This window comes from Legionella qingyii, from assembly GCF_003990155.1.
In the GTDB taxonomy this organism is placed as follows: Bacteria; Pseudomonadota; Gammaproteobacteria; order Legionellales; family Legionellaceae; genus Legionella; species Legionella qingyii.
The window spans coordinates 1-17864 of the sequence record NZ_RZGX01000034.1 but is presented as its reverse complement, the minus strand read 5'-3'; the positions used below and the strand labels follow the sequence as shown (position 1 = coordinate 17864).

Genomic DNA, 17864 nt, shown 5'->3' with positions numbered 1-17864 from the left:
TACAGACTAAACCCCTTTAAAAGATAATCCACTGCGTGAGGCGTTGAAGTGATCAAATACTCCGGAATCGGTGATCAAATGACTAACGGAATTAGTGATCAAGTCCTCCGGAATACGCAATGCTTCGGAAGTTGTAGCTAACAAAGGTAAGTTTTTTGCTAATGTCTTTCTACTATTTTCAGAAAGTTGGCTAAGAACAGATTTTGCGAATTGCGGTTTAATATTCTCAAGTACATATTGTTGAACTTCTAGAGGCTGGTCTTTAATTTGGTCCACAATAGAATCACGCACCTTGTTAAAAGACTGCCTCACTTCATCAATCTGCTGTTTTTGATTTGAGGCTAATATTTTTCTTTCTTCTATCTTATCTTTGAGTTCTATATATCGCTTAAAATTTCTGACTTTTTGCTCTATATCAGCCAATTTAGTTTGTGCTGTTTTGAGAACAGATTGTTGCTCTCCTATGTCCTTTTGGTTTGGAATTTTAGACGATGCATTATCTATTTTCTCAGGAGCGAATGCAGACTGGATAGTGGAGTTTAGACTATACTCTAATTCTATATTTAAGTTAATCTTTTGCAGCCATCCAAAACCCAATAGACTTTTCTCCATAATAAACGGCATCTTTTTTGCTGCATCGGTATAAATTAGATCATTAAAACGTGTCTTATATTGGTTTACACAATGTTTGTTAGCCCCCTCCAACCGTGCTTGAATCACTGATAACTCAGACCTATTACATTTTTTTATTACTTCATTAGTAAAGGTTACTACGTCCAAAAGCGATTTATCTGCGAAATACTTATAAGTGCTTTCGATAGGATTAACATTGCCATATTCGTCAATATTTGCAATTTCCGCAAAGTTTCTATTGAATTCTTGTATCTTTTTTTCACGATTTGCTGCATTTCCTTTTGTCCCATCGATAATTTGTTTGTAATTATCTAATGCTGCATTATAAAGTGCAGCAAGCATCACTTTTTTGGTGAATTCCAACGTATTTTCATATAATTCATATTGAGAATAGTTATTGGTTACATGCTCCGAAAATGATTTTTTTGTTTCAGATAAATTTGCACGGAAAATGGATATTGTTTTTTCCACCAACACTTTTGTTTGTTGTACTTCAGTTCTTGATGCTTGTAGATTGCTTTTTGCAAAGGATGCTACTCGCGTATCTTTGCCCATGGCTTCACCCAATGAAGCCTCTCTCTCTTTTAATTCAGTTAATTGTTTCTCTAATGCCTCAATTTCTTTTTCAATAGCTTCTATTTGCTGATGAACTGAGTTTAATTTACTTTGTTCACCATAAAGTGTACTCAATTTTCCGACTACATTTTTCAGGTTAATATCTCCTTTTGCTGTCGTTTTTATAGATGCTGGAAACGCAACAGGGTCGGGAAACTTGAGCGGCCCTTTAGTAAGAAACTCTTCTTTTTGTTTGGCAAGGTTTCTTTTTTCTTTAGCTGCAGCTGCACTATTTTTCCTGTCTCGAAGTATATCAAGGATGTATTCAGGAATTTGCGGCAGCATCAATGTTTGCTCAGCACCCATCTCGCTATAATTATCTGACAACGTTGCCTTTGGAAATTTATCTTGAAGTAGGGTTTCGAGATTTGGTTTCGTAGATGATGTGTCAAGACAGTGTACTCCGTGAGGAAAAGTATAGTCTACAAGTAACGCACCATTTTTTTTTCCTGAAATTAAAACATGTGTTCGCAGTGTTGGATTACCGATGGTTAAATCTATTTCATTGCCACTTATTTTTTCTGCAACAATGGATTGAGCAAGCGATATAAGTTGTTGTTGTTCTGCATCTGCATTTTGGGGTTTATCAAGTTCATCAAGAAATTGAAATGGATTATCATCAAAAGTAACAACCACATTCGTCACCTGATCTTTAGAGTTAACAGATCGCTTAATAGAGACTACTACAGTTTTCATGTTTTCATCCAGGCAATACATCTGTTTTAAGTATAGTACTAAATAAGTATGCTACTAAACGTGTAAAGCAAGACCCGAATCAACAAAAGTGATAGATGTGACGCATGTAAAAACTTTTATTTTTATCCACACCCAAAAAGAAAATAACAAACCAACAAGTACATTATTTATACTATGCACTTTACCCCCTAAACGTTTGAGCTTGGATATTGTTTTAATAATGTTCTTTGGGTTGAAAATTAAAAAGAAGGCATTGCCAATAAAATGTACATTAATTACACAAATCCAGAGTAACAAGAACCTAGCAAAGACTCAAAAGGAACGTTTAAATTGATAATTTATGTTGAATTGCATTTTATTGACGTAACTTATTTATTTTGCAATGCCGCTGAGAAGAATCGAACTTCGACCTTTTGATTACGAATTAGTGAATTATGGGTTTTAGCCAATTAGACACTTTTTGAAACTCTTTTAATACCCCTTTATTTACTTGATGTTACAGCATTATTACGTTATAAGTTCTATTAATGGATTTTAAATAATTGTGCGACACAAGTGCGACACAGTTGCGACACATTCAAAAACGAGTGTAAAAGTTAATTATGAAAATAACCAAAACAAACGTAGAAAACCTCCCTCTTCCTCAAGCAACGGAAGTAGGAAAAACGACGCAAAAAAGATATTACGATGACAACCTGAAAGGTTTCGGCATACGTGTGACTTCTGGAGGAGCAAAAGCATTTTTTGTTGAAAAATTCATAAATAAAAAACGCTGTCGCATTACTTTAGGGCATTACCCGGAATTGACCGCTGAAATGGCAAAAAACAAAGCCCTGCATCTTTTAGGGCAAATCGCCATGGGCATTGATCCGGTTGCTGAGAAAAAGGCTACAGAAGTTCGAGATATTACTTTGAACCAAGTCTTTAAAGACTACCTAAAAACCAGAAAGAACTTAAAACCCAGAACCATAGATAATTACAAACACATATTAGATAAAGCCTTCACGAGCTGGAAGAGTAAACCTTTGTTATCGATCACCAGAGATCGCATAGCTAAATACCACGAAAAGCTGGGCAACGAACATGGACAAGCCTATGCTAATTTAGCCATGAGAATTCTAAGAGCCTTATTCAATTTTGCAGCTGGCCAGTATGAAGACAACAGTGGTCACTCTCTTTTCATCGATAACCCAGTAAAACGCCTGTCGCAAACACGTGCCTGGTATCGCATCGAAAGACGAAAAACCTATATAAAGTCTCATGAACTAGCCGCATGGTATGCTGGTTTACAACAAATCCAAAACGATACATTACGAGATTATTTGTTGTTAATCTTATTAACAGGTCTACGCCGACAAGAAGCAGCGACTTTGAAATGGTCTGATCTCGACTTAAAAGCAAAATCATTCACTATCAATAAAACCAAAAACAATGAATCCCACACCCTCCCCCTTTCTGACTTTCTATATGATCTACTGATTGCCAGAAAAGAAAAAGCAATAAACGACTATGTTTTTCCGGGACCGGGGGCAGCAGGTCATATTATTGAACCACGTAAGACAATGGCACATGTGATTAAAAATTCCGGCGTTCATTTCACAGTTCATGATTTGAGAAGAACTTTTATCACTATTGCTGAAAGTCTGGATATCCCTGCTTATGCGTTGAAGCGTTTAATGAATCATAAGATGAGTAATGATGTGACTGCTGGGTATATTATTGTTGATGTTGAACGGTTACGAAAGCCTATGCAGCTTATTACAGACTACATTTTAAAATGTACGGGCATAGTAAAATCTGCGGAAATACTATCATTAGAACAAATAAAAAAGGAGCCTCATGGATTTTAATAAATGTACGAATCTTGACAAGGCAATGCATATGCATTACCATATAATATATACATTTTTATCGAGATAATCATGGCTAGATTACTACAAACCGAATCCACCCTCACAGATCGTTATCAAACAACTGTACCAGATGCTGTTAGAAAAGCCCTGCATCTAGGAAAAAGAGATAAAATTCGATACACCGTTCAATCTGACGGTCATGTTCTTATGACTCGAGCAGAGGAAGAGGAAGATCCAGTAATTGCTGAATTTTTGAATTTCATTGCTAAAGACATTCAAAATAACCCAAAAAATCTGACAACTATAAATCAGGATTTAGTAACTCGCATCAACTCTTTAGTTGCAAATGTTGAAGTCAACTTAGATGAACCTTTAACCGAGGATGAACAATTAACTGAAAACCGAGTAACTCGCTAATGGTTGATAATTCAATAATAACAATAAATGGCTGGGTTATTTTATGCCATCCTCTTTTTTTGCAACAAGTAGAGGCATTGGCTAATGAGGTAGAAAATGCAAAAGAAAAGGACCCTTCAAATTTTCATACACGAAACTCGACAAAAAAATTAGCAGCCATCGCTAAATTAGCTTTTGAAAAAATTCCAAACGATCCTGCAGCTACAGAATTTCGACAAGGATCAACATTAGGAAATAACCACAAACATTGGTTTCGAGCTAAATTTTTTCAGCAATATCGATTATTTTTTAGATACCATCAAGAAAGTAAAATAATTATTTATGCTTGGGTTAATGATGACAGTTCTAAAAGAGCATATGAGAGTAAAGCAGATGCTTATCATATTTTTCGAAAGATGCTGGAAAATGGACATCCTCCAGATAATTGGGATGAATTACTTAAAGAAGCAAATAACACTTCGTTAATGAAAAAATTGACTACCAGTTTGGATGCTTTGAAAAGTTAATATATACGATCTGATAAATACGCACCTTCCGTTTAATGAAATTTCTCCCAAATTTGAGGCCGTTCATCAATTAATCATAGGCTAATGGTGAAGCCAAACGTATCCAATTTGGATCGCAATGAGATCCAAATTATAAGTAAATTTATAACATAGATTCGGAACGCACTGCGTTCCATATATCATCATATCTAATTTGGAACACACCGTGTACCAAATTAGAGAAAACAAGAAATGATAGACAGTGTCTGCCAAATTCAAAAATCTATGCATCAGTATGTTCCATTTTGGAACCCACTGCTTAGATTCTCAAAATGAACTATCCGGGATTTCCGGATAGTTCAAAATTAAAGAATATAATAAGCAGCACTATATTGAATATTAAAATCTAAAGCCTTAGCAATTGGTTTAGAATTTTTCCCAGTTTTCTGTATTTCAATAATTCCATAACGAGCCATTGTATTTAGTGTCCGACTCAAATTACTCGGCTCACGCTTACTTAGGACAGCAAGCGCTTTAATTGATTCAGGCTTTTGCTCAGCAATTATTTTCAATAACCTCATGTTATTTTCATTTAATACTTCACATAGTGATTTGATTGAGCCAAACCAAATCTTAGGCTCATTTTTCTTAGGTTTATAACGCCCAGAAGCAATTTCATTAGTACGACTCTGAAATTTATCCCGTGGCATAATACCAATTTGCAATGTTTTCATTTTTTTCCCGTATTATTTAATACAAATAAGCCATCTGGTTTTTACCCTTTATTAAAAACATAAGATATCACCAGATGATATTCATAGTATAATGAATACTCAGCATAATAAAAAAATTATTTGTTCTAATTAAGGAAACATTCAAATAGATGGATATTGCGCTTAAAATTCATTTTTCGGGAAAATTGCAAATTGCCAAAAACTCACTAGTAATAAAACCGACATCCACTAGTCAAGTAAACCTTGACAGCTGAATGTCTTTTCAATAACTCCAATATACAATTTAAATATTGAATAAATCTGAATGTGAACCTGTGCGAGCCACTTTTAATATTTTGAGTTGGTCATCACTTGGGATCTTTTTTAAATTGGGTTGATCGAACTATCTCAAGCATCCGCATCATCAATCATTGATTTAAAAGATGAAAAAGATTTACCACGACCTTTCTCTAACTCTTCAATGGCATCACGAGATAGTTTGTTTGGCAGTTTCAATTCAAAAGGCAAACCTCTGCACAAAACGATTTGTGCATAGAGGGCATTAATAGCTTGAGAAGGAGTTATACCTAACATTTTTAAGATCCCTTCCCCAGCATCTTTCAGGTTGCTATCAACCCGAGCCTGGACAGTTTTTGTAGTCAAAATAAATATATTTGTAATTTTATTTAATATAATTATAGTAAAATACGACTACAATTGCAATTTTTCATTCTATCTCTTACTTATTAATGTCTGGAAGTTTTATTAGTAATTTTGATTCTATTAATAGGTTTAGGATGGTTTGTGGCCAGTCTCCTTGGCCTCTAGTAAAAAAAAGCCGCTCTTTAGCGCGAGACAGACCAACAAAAAAAGCATTTTTCTCTTCTCGCTGCTTTTTTGCATTATTATCCTTAACAGCATTTTCTAATCCCCACCAAGAGCTAGTATGAAAATCTACAAAAAAAACAGTATCAAATTCCAAGCTCTTACTTTTATGAATAGTCATCAGTTTAATTTGGTTATGTCCCTCATAACTTTCAATCGCTAATCTTATGTCTTGTAAATTTCGATCTAGTGCTTCTTGAAAGAATGCACAAAATGAATTCTCTGTTTTTTTTAAATATTTGGATCTATATTGCGGAAACACATTTTTAAGTTTTGTTAGCCCGATGTTTTCTATCACTCTGGAAACAATAGTTTTTAGAGGGGTAGAAAAATTTATAATAGATATTAGATCGGACAAATGTTTATTGAGTCTTTTATACTCTCTGTCTTGATCCATATGATAGCCAACGACGGAGGCAATCAGTCTTTCCAGCTCTTTTTCTTGCTCATAGTTTATAGCGCCTATTCTTTTTCTTATTAATAAAATTAAAAAACTAGATAAGGGTTCTTCCATCAACTCCTGGATTTTTATTCCATTTTTTATCACCTCCATATCTTCATTTCGGAGATGAAGTCCATTCATCGTAAAAATGTCATTTACTTGGACAAAATATTCCTGTGCTTTTTGTCTTAAAACAAGGATAAAATCACAAGGTTTTAATCCCGGATTTTGTTGCATAAGTTGTTTTATATAATGAGCAATATACTCGCCTTCATCATTAATACAATTAAACGATCTTGCTCCTAAACACCTTGAGGGTGGAGGATCTTTTCGAGTACCCTCATACACTACAGCCACCTCCCCTTGAGGAGTTAAATCATGAATAATAAAATTTATTAGATTGATAATCTTTGAATTAGAACGATGATTAATCGCTAAAGGAATAATTTCGGAATCAAAATCACTTTGTAGTTTTTTAAAATTGAGAGGATTGGCGCCAGCCCAGCCCATTATCATTTGATTAGTATCACCAACAGCTGTAATAACAACGTTACTATTATCAAAAACAGTCTTTATAAAATTGTATTGGAAGTCTGTTATATCCTGAAACTCATCAAGAAAAAGATATTGATATGTTGATAAAATTAAGTTTCTTACTTGGCTATGATTTTTGATAATGGTGTAAGCCATAGATCGACACATAGCGTAATCAACAACACTTTTAGTCGAACAATAATCCCAAATTTTTACTATTTCATCTTCTGGTTTTTGACTTAGATCTGAAGGTGAATGGCGATCCGATTGACTATACGTACTCCTATACAAACAAGGGCTCCCGTTAAGAACAAACTGCTCATACTCATTCCACCAATTACTATCGAAACTATAAACATCAAAATCTGCATGTATGTTAATCCAATCAGGTAACAGGGTTATAAATCTTCGAACAAGAGAAATAAAAAAAGAATCAAATGTGGAGGAATCAAACCTGCGAGACAGCTCTTGTCCACATCGCAGAACTACTCGTTTTTGAATATTAGCCGCTGCGTCATTTTTGAAGCTTAATGCCAAGATTTTTTGAGGCCATCTGCAGGTCGCCGTTTGAAGTAAAAAACTAGCTCGTTGAGCCAAAATTTCCGTTTTCCCTGCACCCGGACCCGCAAGAATTGCTAAATTATTTTGATTTTCTCTGATAATTCTTTCTAAGACATTCGATGTTAAAAATTCTTTGCTCGGTTTCCATTGTTCGAGAGATAGATATTTACTCATTATCTAGCACTCTTGTTACTAATTTTGAACATAACTTAATTAATTGTCTTATTGAATCTGGACAATGCTCATCAAGCTCACTCACTGGGAGTTCCCTAATTTCTGCCATTGCTTGATAGTGTGATGCCACCTTACTTTTTGTACAGAATAAATATCTATATTTTTTTAAATCATCGTCTGAAAGAGAAAAACCAGATTCACTATATGCATCAGGTATACAAGCATCGCCTAAAACAGCTTTTTCGAGAATCTTTCGCGTGGAGACCCTTGCATTTGCACAATAATAGCTTGGAAATGATTGAATCATTACCATATCGAGATCTAATGGGGCAGAAAAAAAGATATTACATTTCTCTAGTTGACTAAGTAATTCATTCAATTGATCTCGCTTTATCGAAGTTGCACTTAAATCCTTTTTATCCATGCCTTTAGGTAGCTCTATATATTTATCTTGCTTTTCTAACTCATCAATTATATTTTTAATTCTTATGGGCCCACCAGTTTGTCTGCCCAAGTCAAGATCAAGCAAAGTAACATATGGTATTGCTAAATCATTTAGAAGCCGCCACATGTGAATCACATGACGCCCACCAAGTTTTACAAAAGCAACAAAAGAGGGATCTAAATCTAAACCTAGCTTATTGGCTAGTTGTGGAATGACAATTTCCTCAGAATCACCTTCTCCAAGTATTACAAGTTTAGAAAAATATAATTCTGGGTGAGCAGTAACGGCCTGATTAATATACTTATAATCATCGTCTGATCTTGTAGGAGGAAGGAGAATTTTTTTAACTACTGAATAGCGTATATCAGTATTTATTTCTTGCCGAAAATACCTAATTTGCTCAACTCTATTCATTCTCCGTACAACACTTGATGAATGAGAGGTGATGATGCCAATAGCCTTTGCTGTTTGAGTTTTTAGATGTAAAAGCTTTATGACTTTGCCCAAGTAATATGGAGATAAATGGTTTTCCGGCTCCTCAAAGGCGAATATAGTAAATACTGCAATATCTTTATCAAGTTCTTTAAAGCCTTTTATTTCCCTAGCATAATGCTTTTGTTCAAGTTCATATAATGCAATAGAAAGAGTAACATAAAGAAGGGATACTTGACCGTCACTTAACCCTTTCAGATCACAACTTTCGCCATTTTCAGTTGGAGCAAGTTTTATTGATATTGATCGTAAAAGCTCATCTACTTCAGTTGGTGTCGCTTCGATTTTTGGCTCTTGGTAATGCTTAAGGGTGTTATCATGAACTTCTTGCCAAATCGATTTAAGGATTCCTGTTGTTGTTTTTATAGCATCCAGTCCTTGAACTTCCGAGCTTAATTTTTCACTGGTTTTTCTAATTGTTTCTTGAATTGTATGATTTATATCACTGTAGTCTGCAAGAAGCTTTGCAAGTAACTTAACTTCGTCCCTAAGTATGGCCGTTGAATCTCTAAATGCAGGAATGTATCTTAATTTAATATGTTTTCTATCCAGGGGAGAAACAGGATATTTTAAATCAGTTTCGTCCCCAAACTCTATCTTTTCTGAAGTGGTGATCCAGTATAGTCGTGATTGTACTTCATCTTCGTATTCTTGTTCAGACCATACAGCTTCTAATCGCATCCTTGCCTTTAATTTTTTATCATTTTCATCCGCAAAAATCACCGAACTAAATGCTGGGCATGTTTCTCTAGCGTTTTGTATATCGTCATTAAGTTCTGGGAATATAAAGACAACCTCTATATATAATTCACGTCCAACAATATCTTTATAAGTTTCATTCATAGCAAGATAAAAATCTTCTCTCGTAATAACTCGATCTTGCCTATTTGCTCCAAATAGTCTTTTGAGAGCTAAAATCATAGTAGTTTTACCAGAGCCATTATTGCCCACAAAGCAGGTAAGATCTTGTTCCATGAAAATTGATGTTTCGCTTTCAGGAAAACATCTAAAATTTGATACACAAATTTTTTCTAAATGCATACATGTAAATCCTTATATTTCATTTCATTCATAAAAATATGATTAAGTATAGCAGCCAACTCTTGTACCTGCGTCACTGCAATTTTCCAGCAGTGACGCAGACATATTCGACTTAACTACCCCTCCAACATTAAGCCTTAAAAGACCATTTGTCCTGACGCATCAGATAAGATAGGACAAAATATTCCTTAAAACTGTATTGCCCCCAGATCTACACTTTGCTATTTTTTAGATGAAGCATGACTGATGAATCGGTGAAAATCTGATGAAACGCTTAGGCGTCTTATGCTAAGCCACTCTCATTCCCTAACTTTGTGGCTGGACGTATAGTCGGGAAACCCTTCAGGAACCTTTACCGTTCGGTAAAGGGAGTTCTTCGGAACTCTAAGTCATTTCATTTGACCATGGATTAGAGATAAAGCTCTGCTTTATCACTTTCGTTTACTTTATTTATTGAGGAGAAAACCCACCAGAAAAACTACAGCAGTATCGGCGAGATCGTTTGCCTTATAACGATTGATTTGCCCCCTTCTTCGAGCTTTACGGCTTTTTCCGGGTTTCAACAGAGAGTGAAACCGCTCGACCAACACTAAACAATACACAGGGCAATTTATTTTTTTTAACAATTTTTGCGGATAGGAAGATGCATACACAATCCTTAAGACAATTCGCTAATCGACAAATCAAACAGGATAGGCAAGGTAAATACCTGTATCGGAAACACCGTGCCTATGTCATCCATAAGATGATTGATGACTTGTTTGTTATTCGGCAAATGCCTCCTTCATGGCAGGCTTTGCAATCTGAGCAGATTCACAAGCTGGTGCGTTACTGGAAAAAACAGGACATTAATCCAGTCACTATCATGCGATACATGACCATCATTCGTCGTTTTTTGCAGATGAACAATTGTCCTATTGCTAATATTGATAACCAATCTCTTGAACTCTCAAGACCTAAAGCAAGAAAAAAGAGGAAGAAAATAATCCCTCCCGATATTTGGAAGTCACTTCACGATCCTATAGCCAGAGTAATCATGGGATTACAAACTGAGTTTGGACTCACTTTCAAAGAAGCGATTCTGATTAAGCCACATATTCAAGTCAGCGAAGGGTCTCTTTGGATAACCAGAGATATTGCTTTTAATTCCACTGACCGTACCATACCTGTACGAACTGAAAACCAGAAAGCGGTACTCAATCTTTTTAACTGGCTCACTCAACAAGATGGTAATTTGCTCCAATTAAAATCTTATGAGGAAATCCGCATTATCTGGCGTAGTGCATTGGCAAAGCACCGTTTATCCAGTACCAAAAGCTGGCGATATTTGTATGCCAAACAAATGTATTCTTGCCTGCTACCTGAATATGAAAATTACAAGACTTGTTTGCTGATACGTGATGAGATGGGAATAAAATCTCGGAATACACTTTGGTTATATCTTAAAGAATAAAAATTTATCTGGGACAATTGGGACATGAGGGACGGCTTGTAGATACTGACTTATAGCCGTCCCAAGATGTCCCAACATTTCAAAATAATGGGACAAATAATTCTGGTTTATCGAGATAAGTTATTCTCCACCCCAGATTTTATCCGTAAATACGTATAATCGGGGTGTTCCAACTCCCTTAATTCTTGGTTTATGAGAGGGCAATCCATCTGCTGCTGGCTTTAACCAGCCTTCATTCATTAATACACGCACTACCATTCTAGGCTCAAACCCCATGCATAGCTCTTTTTTAAAGACTTCCGTTAATACCATATACACGCGAAAACCTGCATCATCGGTAAGGTAAAATCCAGCACGATTTTGAATCCTCTCATTGTTTGGCGTTCTGATATTATCAAACCGACTGGCACCATGAGATTCAAAAAAGGCTCTGACTTGAGCTAATATCGCTCTATCCTCCTTGTTACCCTCTATGCCAAAATGCTCCAGCCATGCTCTGTAACATTTATAAGCTGCATAGGTAGACTCGCCTTCTTGCCAGCCGGTCAATCCGTACTGACTAGCTAATTCGCCAGCTACTGCAACCAAGGCAAATCGCCGGGCTACGCGGATAATTTGTCCAGTTGAATCCGGTAATACAGCACTATTAACAAACTCTTGCATCGCATCAGCAATACCAGTTGCAATACTTGATTGATTTGCCACCACCTTTTGCAGCCATGCCATGCCGACAACACCATAATACTTGCTGGAATATTCCTTTAAGGATAAAGCCATGCTAGCAGGACTGAGCTGATTATGGATTTTTTCAAAAATCCCCTTATGCAATCCAGCATCAGCTTCAATATCTGCCAACTGTATCTCTTGACCCGCATTGGTTTTTTGCCCTACTCTGGCCATCAAAGACATTAAAGATTCTTCTCCAGCAGAGAGAAAGTACAATGACCATCGAGAAGATGGTTTGACCGTTCCATGACGTGAGGCTCGGGTTTTACCTTGACCATTGGCTAGCAAGTAAGCCGCCTCCCCTGCTTCTTTTGGATCCATCTGACTTAACTCATCCAGAATTAATAAGCCATCGTTATGCAGAGCAGCCAGTCCTTCGAGTCCATTAGTAGTACTGCGCCATAATCGGCAATAAGCTTGGGGATTACCCCAAACCGAAGCCGCTACTTTTAAAGCGGTACTTTTACCACTTGAAGAAGCTCCTCTGAAATGAAATCCGCCTGAATCCTCTCCAGCAATCTTTGCTAAAGCAGGAGCAAAAGCAGCTGAGATAGCAAAAACTAACCGCGAATTGCCAGAAGCAAGACGACCGATTGAGTCTCTCCAATCATCCACAGTTCCAGATACAGACATAGCAGATTCAATTGCTTGGCTATTTTGAAAAACAATTTTCTCGGAGGAGTGTCCAAAGGTTTGTGAAGGAGTGACAAAGAGGCTTTCATGCCAACCCAGTTTTTCGACACATCGTGCCCGATCTTCAACTGGAAAGACTTGTAAATAAGTAGCCAGTAAATCTCGAGAAATTCTATGAGGTGAAATGGTTAAACCAAGGCTAGCCAATTCCCGTCTAACTTCGGAGGCATCTCCTTGTAATAAAGCTAAAGGCATGGCCCATTGATGAATAATTCCATCATCATCCTGCCATTCGAGTAATCGACCCCACTCGCCACTTTTAGCATCACGTGTTTTAGCCACCACATACAAAGGAGAACAAATCCACTTTGGCGCCATTGGATTGCCGTCTTTATCTTTTCCAAGGAAAGATACGCCCTGCTCATTCAATTTAAAATGACCGCCTGCGTATTCACAAATTATTGGACTATGACCGTTTTTGTTTTTTAACGTAATAATTTGATTTTGCAACATCACTGTTTCTCCGATAACGTCCAAGGAAGATAGAAACCCTATCCATCCGTGAACAATCTATTTCTTCTATGGGATTTATTCGTTGACCAGTGAAAGCAGTTCACCTCTGTCACCAGTAGAGCGATAGATTTTCTGTTGTTGGAGAAAAGACAACACATCACTTTTTCGATACAAAACTTTACGGCCAATTTTAAGATAGGGAACGCCCTTCCCTTCCCAACGATTCCGTTCCAAAAGTTGGGTGGAGCAATCTAAAACAGCCGCCAAAGTGTGTTGATTAAACAACGCAGAAGTTGGTGCAGATTCAAATTCGTTTAATAGTTGTAAACGAGATAGTTTTTTATTCATATGGAACCTCATCAAATGATTATTCATTCAGCTTAATGCCGACGGTATGCGTCCTGCTCGATGAATATCAGTTGACTGTCCGGCCGGATAATAGTCGTGATATTTCATTTTCCGTTACTTTTACAGAACCATGGATCCGCAAAAGTTTACTGCTCGCGATAAGTATTGCTTGGAATTTAAAAGGCCGTCAAGCCTTTTAAAGCCTGGTGATCTGATTGTTATTAAATGATATTGTTTGTTATTAAAAAAATTTTGCTGGTAAGTTTTGTCCCATTTGTCCCAAGTGAATATTTTATATTGGGACACTTAAAATCAAATGTTTATAAGGGTGTCCCCACTGTCCCAATTGCCCCAATTTTTTTGTAATGGTTTACATTGAAATTTATGAAGAATACATCTGGTAATGAGACGATTACCTCCAAATTGTTAACTAACATTAACAAGGTTTTAATTATCATTATGATTAATACTGCCATAAACCAAAATAAGCTTCATTTACTTGACAGAATATGTGATATTTCTTAGTATTCGACCCAAGTGACTAATATATAACCACTAACCTATAGTTATCACCCGATAAGTATTTCCTTTTACTTAAAACCAACAATAAAAACTCGGTGCTGTAACTCATTTTTAAATGAGGCTATTTTCTTTGTGTAACAGAAAGCTATTTAGCCAGCAATAAACGGGGTTTTAAATGAAAAAATTACTATTATTGAGCATTCTTTGTGTTTCCAATGTTGTAATCTCTGCAGATATAAAAGTTTATAAACCTGATACTGCTTGGTTCACATCCAAACAATCCTCAATGCTGTCCATAGCAAATAATCTATTACTTCGGCATTACAATAAAAAAATAAATGACAAAGAATTTGTTAGTGAGTTGCTCAAATGTTCTTTGAAAAACAATTTTTGGTGCTCAGGAAGACTTGGTGATTGGCTTTTAGAAAAAAAAGAATATTCTGATGCATTTTACTTACTTACTCAGGCAAATGATAACTTACACGACTCATTTAGTTTTTCTCTTGGCAAAATGTATCTTGAAGGTATTGGTGTTCTTCAAAATGAGGAAGAGGCTCTTCTCTATTTTAAAAAAGCGGCAAAAGCAGAAGTAGATCTAACAGGAGTCCGCAAATATGCTGCCTACAATATAGGAGTAATTTATACTCAAAAAGAACTAGGAAAGAAAAATAATAACATTGCGAACATAACTAAAGCTTATGCTTGGTTTAAGGTATCAAAAGCTTTGGGATATGATGCTGAAATAAAAGTTAATGAGGTTTTAAAAGAGTATCTTGCTTCACGTAAAGGCTTACTTAAAGCCGATAAACTAGCTACTCAAATCTGCTCCACAATACCTAATTGTCAATAACTATAGAGAATAAGATAAATATTATGCTACTATGATAATTAAAATTCTAATTTCACTTGTAATGCGCATAATGTGAAAATAATGCCATTATTGAGATTTATAAATTCTATTCTGTAAAAGGAGTTTACATGAGAGCATTTGACCCATCCGATATAAAGACAAAAAAAGAAATAGAAAATATTCAAAACCGACTGAATACAATAATTGCATTGGCAAAAGAAAAGGAAAAAACCAGCCAATTATTTGAAGCTAAACAATTGTACACTGAGGCCCAACACCTATCTTTCCACGCAGGAGAAGGACTCAGAGTCAAAATTATTAACGAAGAAGCAGATATAAAAACTTGGCATTGGATTAATAAAAAGATTGAAACATTGCACAAATAATCAATTTAAAATGCCACAACATGCCCAGGGTGAATACAATTCACCCTACGCATATTAATTTAAGTCAATAATTGGGTCAAGGCTCCACCTACTTGGTCGCGAATCTCCCACTCTTGAATTTGCTGTAAACAATTCAGAAAATACAACTAGTAGTTTAACTAAAACTCCACTATAACGTGTTTGCCTGCCTCACCAACATTAAATATAAAATATCCTTCAGATCTATTAAGCGGGATAGAGTTATTCAAATAATTATAGGTTAAGTAGCGTACTCTACTGTACAGTATTGAATGGTCACTGAATCAGTATCATCCATATTCTCAAACCAAATTTTTGATGAATAGGTATTATCTTTATAGATATTAAAATGTTTTACTTCATATAAATTATCTAATTGATCAAATTTACCTTGATTTTCAAAAATACCATGTCCATTTAATGCTATTAGTACAGGAGTAGAACCATAAAGATTGTATGTCATTTTAAGTACAACAGGATAAGTTTTCCAATAAGATTGATTTTCTATATGACAGGTAAGATTGAAAACGGCTAAGTTATTATTAATTCTAACATTTTTAGCATCAATAAATAATTCGAATTTCTGACCAGGTCCAACCACCCCACCGGCCACATAAAACGGACCAGAACTAGTAGCAGAATATGAACTAGAAGCGGAACAAGTAGATTGAATAACCGCATATAATAGAAAAAACAAAAGGTTTCTGAATTGGAACATAAAAATCTCATATTATAATTGCATCAAATACAAAAGTACGCTGTTAATGACTCAAGGTGATGCGGAATCTCAAATAATTAAACATACTATTCAAATGGCAACCATTTGTCAATAAATTAACCAACACACATGTACTACTAACACCGCAATTCAGAGAATAAATAACAAGAGCAAGCCTGTATTACAATTTCGTCTAGTACATGCTATCCACCCCTACTAGTAAATTCCATTGTATCGGAAAAGAAACCATGGACTTGGGATTAACTTTTGTTAATTTCTACTTGTGTATTTCAACGTTATCCTTCTATATTTAACTTACACATCATTGAATAAGGATAAATTTGGAGAAAGCTGCATAATCCATTTTTATTACACCCAATAAACTAATTATATAAAAATATGAGTTCAGATTATGGATGACGATTTCGTTAAACTTACGCAAAGTGCTCAATTTTATAAACCCAAAGATGTAAATATCTTCAATAACACAACTATTAAAGAAATTTTGGATGTTGCAACTGAAAATAAAAAGGAAAATACAAATTACATAGTCGATGAGTTTAGAATAAATAAGCAAACAGCTGGGATAACTTATACCTACTCTGCAAAAATATTTTTAACTGAAAAACCTGTTTATTTTCTGGAGGAAAGTGAATACAAAGATCAAATTTATGCTTTCATTATCTTAATTGAAATTAATAATTTCCTAGTTATTCTCAAAAAAAGCGTCTCCTCAATAAAAGATACATTAAAAAGATATTTTATTAACATTGATTACCTAAATTTAGCTGGAATGATAACTAAATCAGCTCACTTTCAAAAACTTTCAGTTAGGAATATAACAGTTTCAAATAAAGCATTACGAGCTAGAAGTTATGAGGCTTATGATCTTGTAGGATTATTCTCATCTCATGCAGCAGGTCGCTCCGTACCTTACTATTTCAAAGTAAAAGACAAGGGTTCTCTTAAATCAATAACAACTAACTCTAATAGAGTTACAGAATACTCACCAAGAAAAGGACTTGATCAAATTGTATTTTGGATAAATGAGCAAATCAAATCCATGAAAAGGAGTAACACTCATGAATTTCTAAAAGTATTTGCAAAACCAGTCGACCTAAAAAAAGTACTATTAAAAACAAAACCATCTGGAATTCTTATTGAATCCTCTCGATTATTTGAAATGCTCGAGGAAGATTGCATTGAAATTTTTTATACAAGCAAACACACTAATAAAAGAAGTAGGATCACTGAAAGGTTAAAATCAAAACTAATAAACTGGTTATCTAAAGTTTACGATATAGAAGACCTAGTGATACAAGGAATTAGATCGTCTAAGTTAACAATAAACGAAAATTCGTTAACTTTTAATTCTTTTCCATTCCATAGATTTACTATTGAGATCGACGGAAAAATAATTACGCTGCAGCGGTATATAATAAGAAAAGAATTGTATAGTATTTGTTTTGAAGATCCAAAATACATATATTTTATGAATAGTTGTTTTGAAGATGTATGCGGTGTCTCAGAAATAGATAGTATCCTTGATATATTCCATCCCATAGACAGACTTACTAATGTTACGAGTGAAATGTGTATTCCGGAGCGAAATGATCACCAATTCCGGCCGCATTTGATCGCAGATTCCGGAAACACTTGATCAGAGATTCCGGCATTACTTGATCACCGATTCCGGAGCATTTGATCAGTG

Annotated in this window: 15 protein-coding genes; 7 read left to right on the top strand and 8 right to left on the bottom strand. The window is 35.3% G+C overall.

Features of this window, described 5'->3' with window-relative positions; genetic code table 11:
* Positions 1-6 precede the first annotated feature (6 nt).
* The gene (locus tag ELY20_RS16385; protein WP_127059515.1) at positions 7-1944 is read right to left on the bottom strand and encodes a hypothetical protein; all 1938 of its coding nucleotides are present in this window, start codon (positions 1942-1944) and stop codon (positions 7-9) included.
* 602 nt (positions 1945-2546) lie between these two features.
* Between ELY20_RS16385 and ELY20_RS16380 the strand changes: the two genes are divergently transcribed.
* From ELY20_RS16380 to ELY20_RS16370, 3 genes are all read left to right on the top strand, one after another.
* Positions 2547-3794 carry a tyrosine-type recombinase/integrase gene (locus ELY20_RS16380; RefSeq protein ID WP_110144158.1) on the top strand — a complete coding sequence of 416 codons (1248 nt, stop codon included), beginning with the start codon at positions 2547-2549 and terminating at the stop codon, positions 3792-3794.
* Positions 3795-3866: 72 nt separating this feature from the next.
* Positions 3867-4214: a type II toxin-antitoxin system PrlF family antitoxin gene (locus tag ELY20_RS16375; protein ID WP_061514653.1), complete on the top strand. Its 348-nt coding sequence runs from the start codon at positions 3867-3869 to the stop codon at positions 4212-4214.
* A complete protein-coding gene (locus tag ELY20_RS16370; protein WP_110144159.1) occupies positions 4214-4720 on the top strand; it encodes a type II toxin-antitoxin system YhaV family toxin in 507 nt (168 codons plus the stop codon). The genes ELY20_RS16375 and ELY20_RS16370 overlap by 1 nt, the downstream gene beginning before the upstream one ends.
* A 344-nt stretch (positions 4721-5064) precedes the next feature.
* Here the strand turns inward: ELY20_RS16370 and ELY20_RS16365 are convergent, their stop codons facing one another.
* The 4 genes from ELY20_RS16365 to ELY20_RS16350 form a co-directional block, all read right to left on the bottom strand.
* Positions 5065-5433 carry an HVO_A0114 family putative DNA-binding protein gene (locus ELY20_RS16365; RefSeq protein WP_110144160.1) on the bottom strand — a complete coding sequence of 123 codons (369 nt, stop codon included), beginning with the start codon at positions 5431-5433 and terminating at the stop codon, positions 5065-5067.
* A 387-nt stretch (positions 5434-5820) separates the two neighbouring features.
* The gene (locus ELY20_RS16360) at positions 5821-6075 is read right to left on the bottom strand and encodes a type II toxin-antitoxin system RelB/DinJ family antitoxin (protein WP_110144161.1); all 255 of its coding nucleotides are present in this window, start codon (positions 6073-6075) and stop codon (positions 5821-5823) included.
* A gap of 76 nt (positions 6076-6151) precedes the next feature.
* Positions 6152-8008: a UvrD-helicase domain-containing protein gene (locus ELY20_RS16355; protein ID WP_110144162.1), complete on the bottom strand. Its 1857-nt coding sequence runs from the start codon at positions 8006-8008 to the stop codon at positions 6152-6154.
* Positions 8001-9986 carry an AAA family ATPase gene (locus tag ELY20_RS16350; RefSeq protein ID WP_110144163.1) on the bottom strand — a complete coding sequence of 662 codons (1986 nt, stop codon included), beginning with the start codon at positions 9984-9986 and terminating at the stop codon, positions 8001-8003. The genes ELY20_RS16355 and ELY20_RS16350 overlap by 8 nt, the downstream gene beginning before the upstream one ends.
* A gap of 643 nt (positions 9987-10629) precedes the next feature.
* Here ELY20_RS16350 and ELY20_RS16340 point away from each other — a divergent pair.
* Positions 10630-11439, top strand: a complete 810-nt coding sequence (locus ELY20_RS16340; protein ID WP_110144165.1) for an integrase — start codon at positions 10630-10632, stop codon at positions 11437-11439.
* Between the two features lie 120 nt (positions 11440-11559).
* Here ELY20_RS16340 and ELY20_RS16335 read toward each other — a convergent pair whose 3' ends face one another.
* Both ELY20_RS16335 and ELY20_RS16330 read right to left on the bottom strand, forming a co-directional pair.
* On the bottom strand, positions 11560-13311 hold the full coding sequence (locus ELY20_RS16335; RefSeq protein ID WP_110144166.1) for a DUF927 domain-containing protein: 1752 nt from the start codon (positions 13309-13311) through the stop codon (positions 11560-11562).
* A gap of 75 nt (positions 13312-13386) precedes the next feature.
* Positions 13387-13659, bottom strand: a complete 273-nt coding sequence (locus ELY20_RS16330) for a MerR family transcriptional regulator (RefSeq protein WP_058478976.1) — start codon at positions 13657-13659, stop codon at positions 13387-13389.
* A 697-nt stretch (positions 13660-14356) separates the two neighbouring features.
* On the opposite strand from ELY20_RS16330, the gene ELY20_RS16325 reads away from it, so the two are divergent.
* Together ELY20_RS16325 and ELY20_RS16320 are read left to right on the top strand one after the other, a co-directional pair.
* Positions 14357-15031 (top strand): tetratricopeptide repeat protein, encoded by a 675-nt coding sequence (locus ELY20_RS16325; protein WP_110144167.1) that lies wholly within the window; start codon positions 14357-14359, stop codon positions 15029-15031.
* A gap of 128 nt (positions 15032-15159) precedes the next feature.
* Positions 15160-15417, top strand: a complete 258-nt coding sequence (locus ELY20_RS16320; protein ID WP_110144168.1) for a hypothetical protein — start codon at positions 15160-15162, stop codon at positions 15415-15417.
* 259 nt (positions 15418-15676) lie between these two features.
* Here ELY20_RS16320 and ELY20_RS16315 read toward each other — a convergent pair whose 3' ends face one another.
* Positions 15677-16153: a hypothetical protein gene (locus tag ELY20_RS16315; RefSeq protein WP_110144169.1), complete on the bottom strand. Its 477-nt coding sequence runs from the start codon at positions 16151-16153 to the stop codon at positions 15677-15679.
* A gap of 412 nt (positions 16154-16565) precedes the next feature.
* Here ELY20_RS16315 and ELY20_RS16310 point away from each other — a divergent pair, with 412 nt between their 5' ends.
* Complete coding sequence (locus tag ELY20_RS16310; RefSeq protein WP_127059514.1) at positions 16566-17813, top strand: hypothetical protein; 1248 nt, start codon at positions 16566-16568, stop codon at positions 17811-17813.
* Positions 17814-17864: the final 51 nt, after the last annotated feature.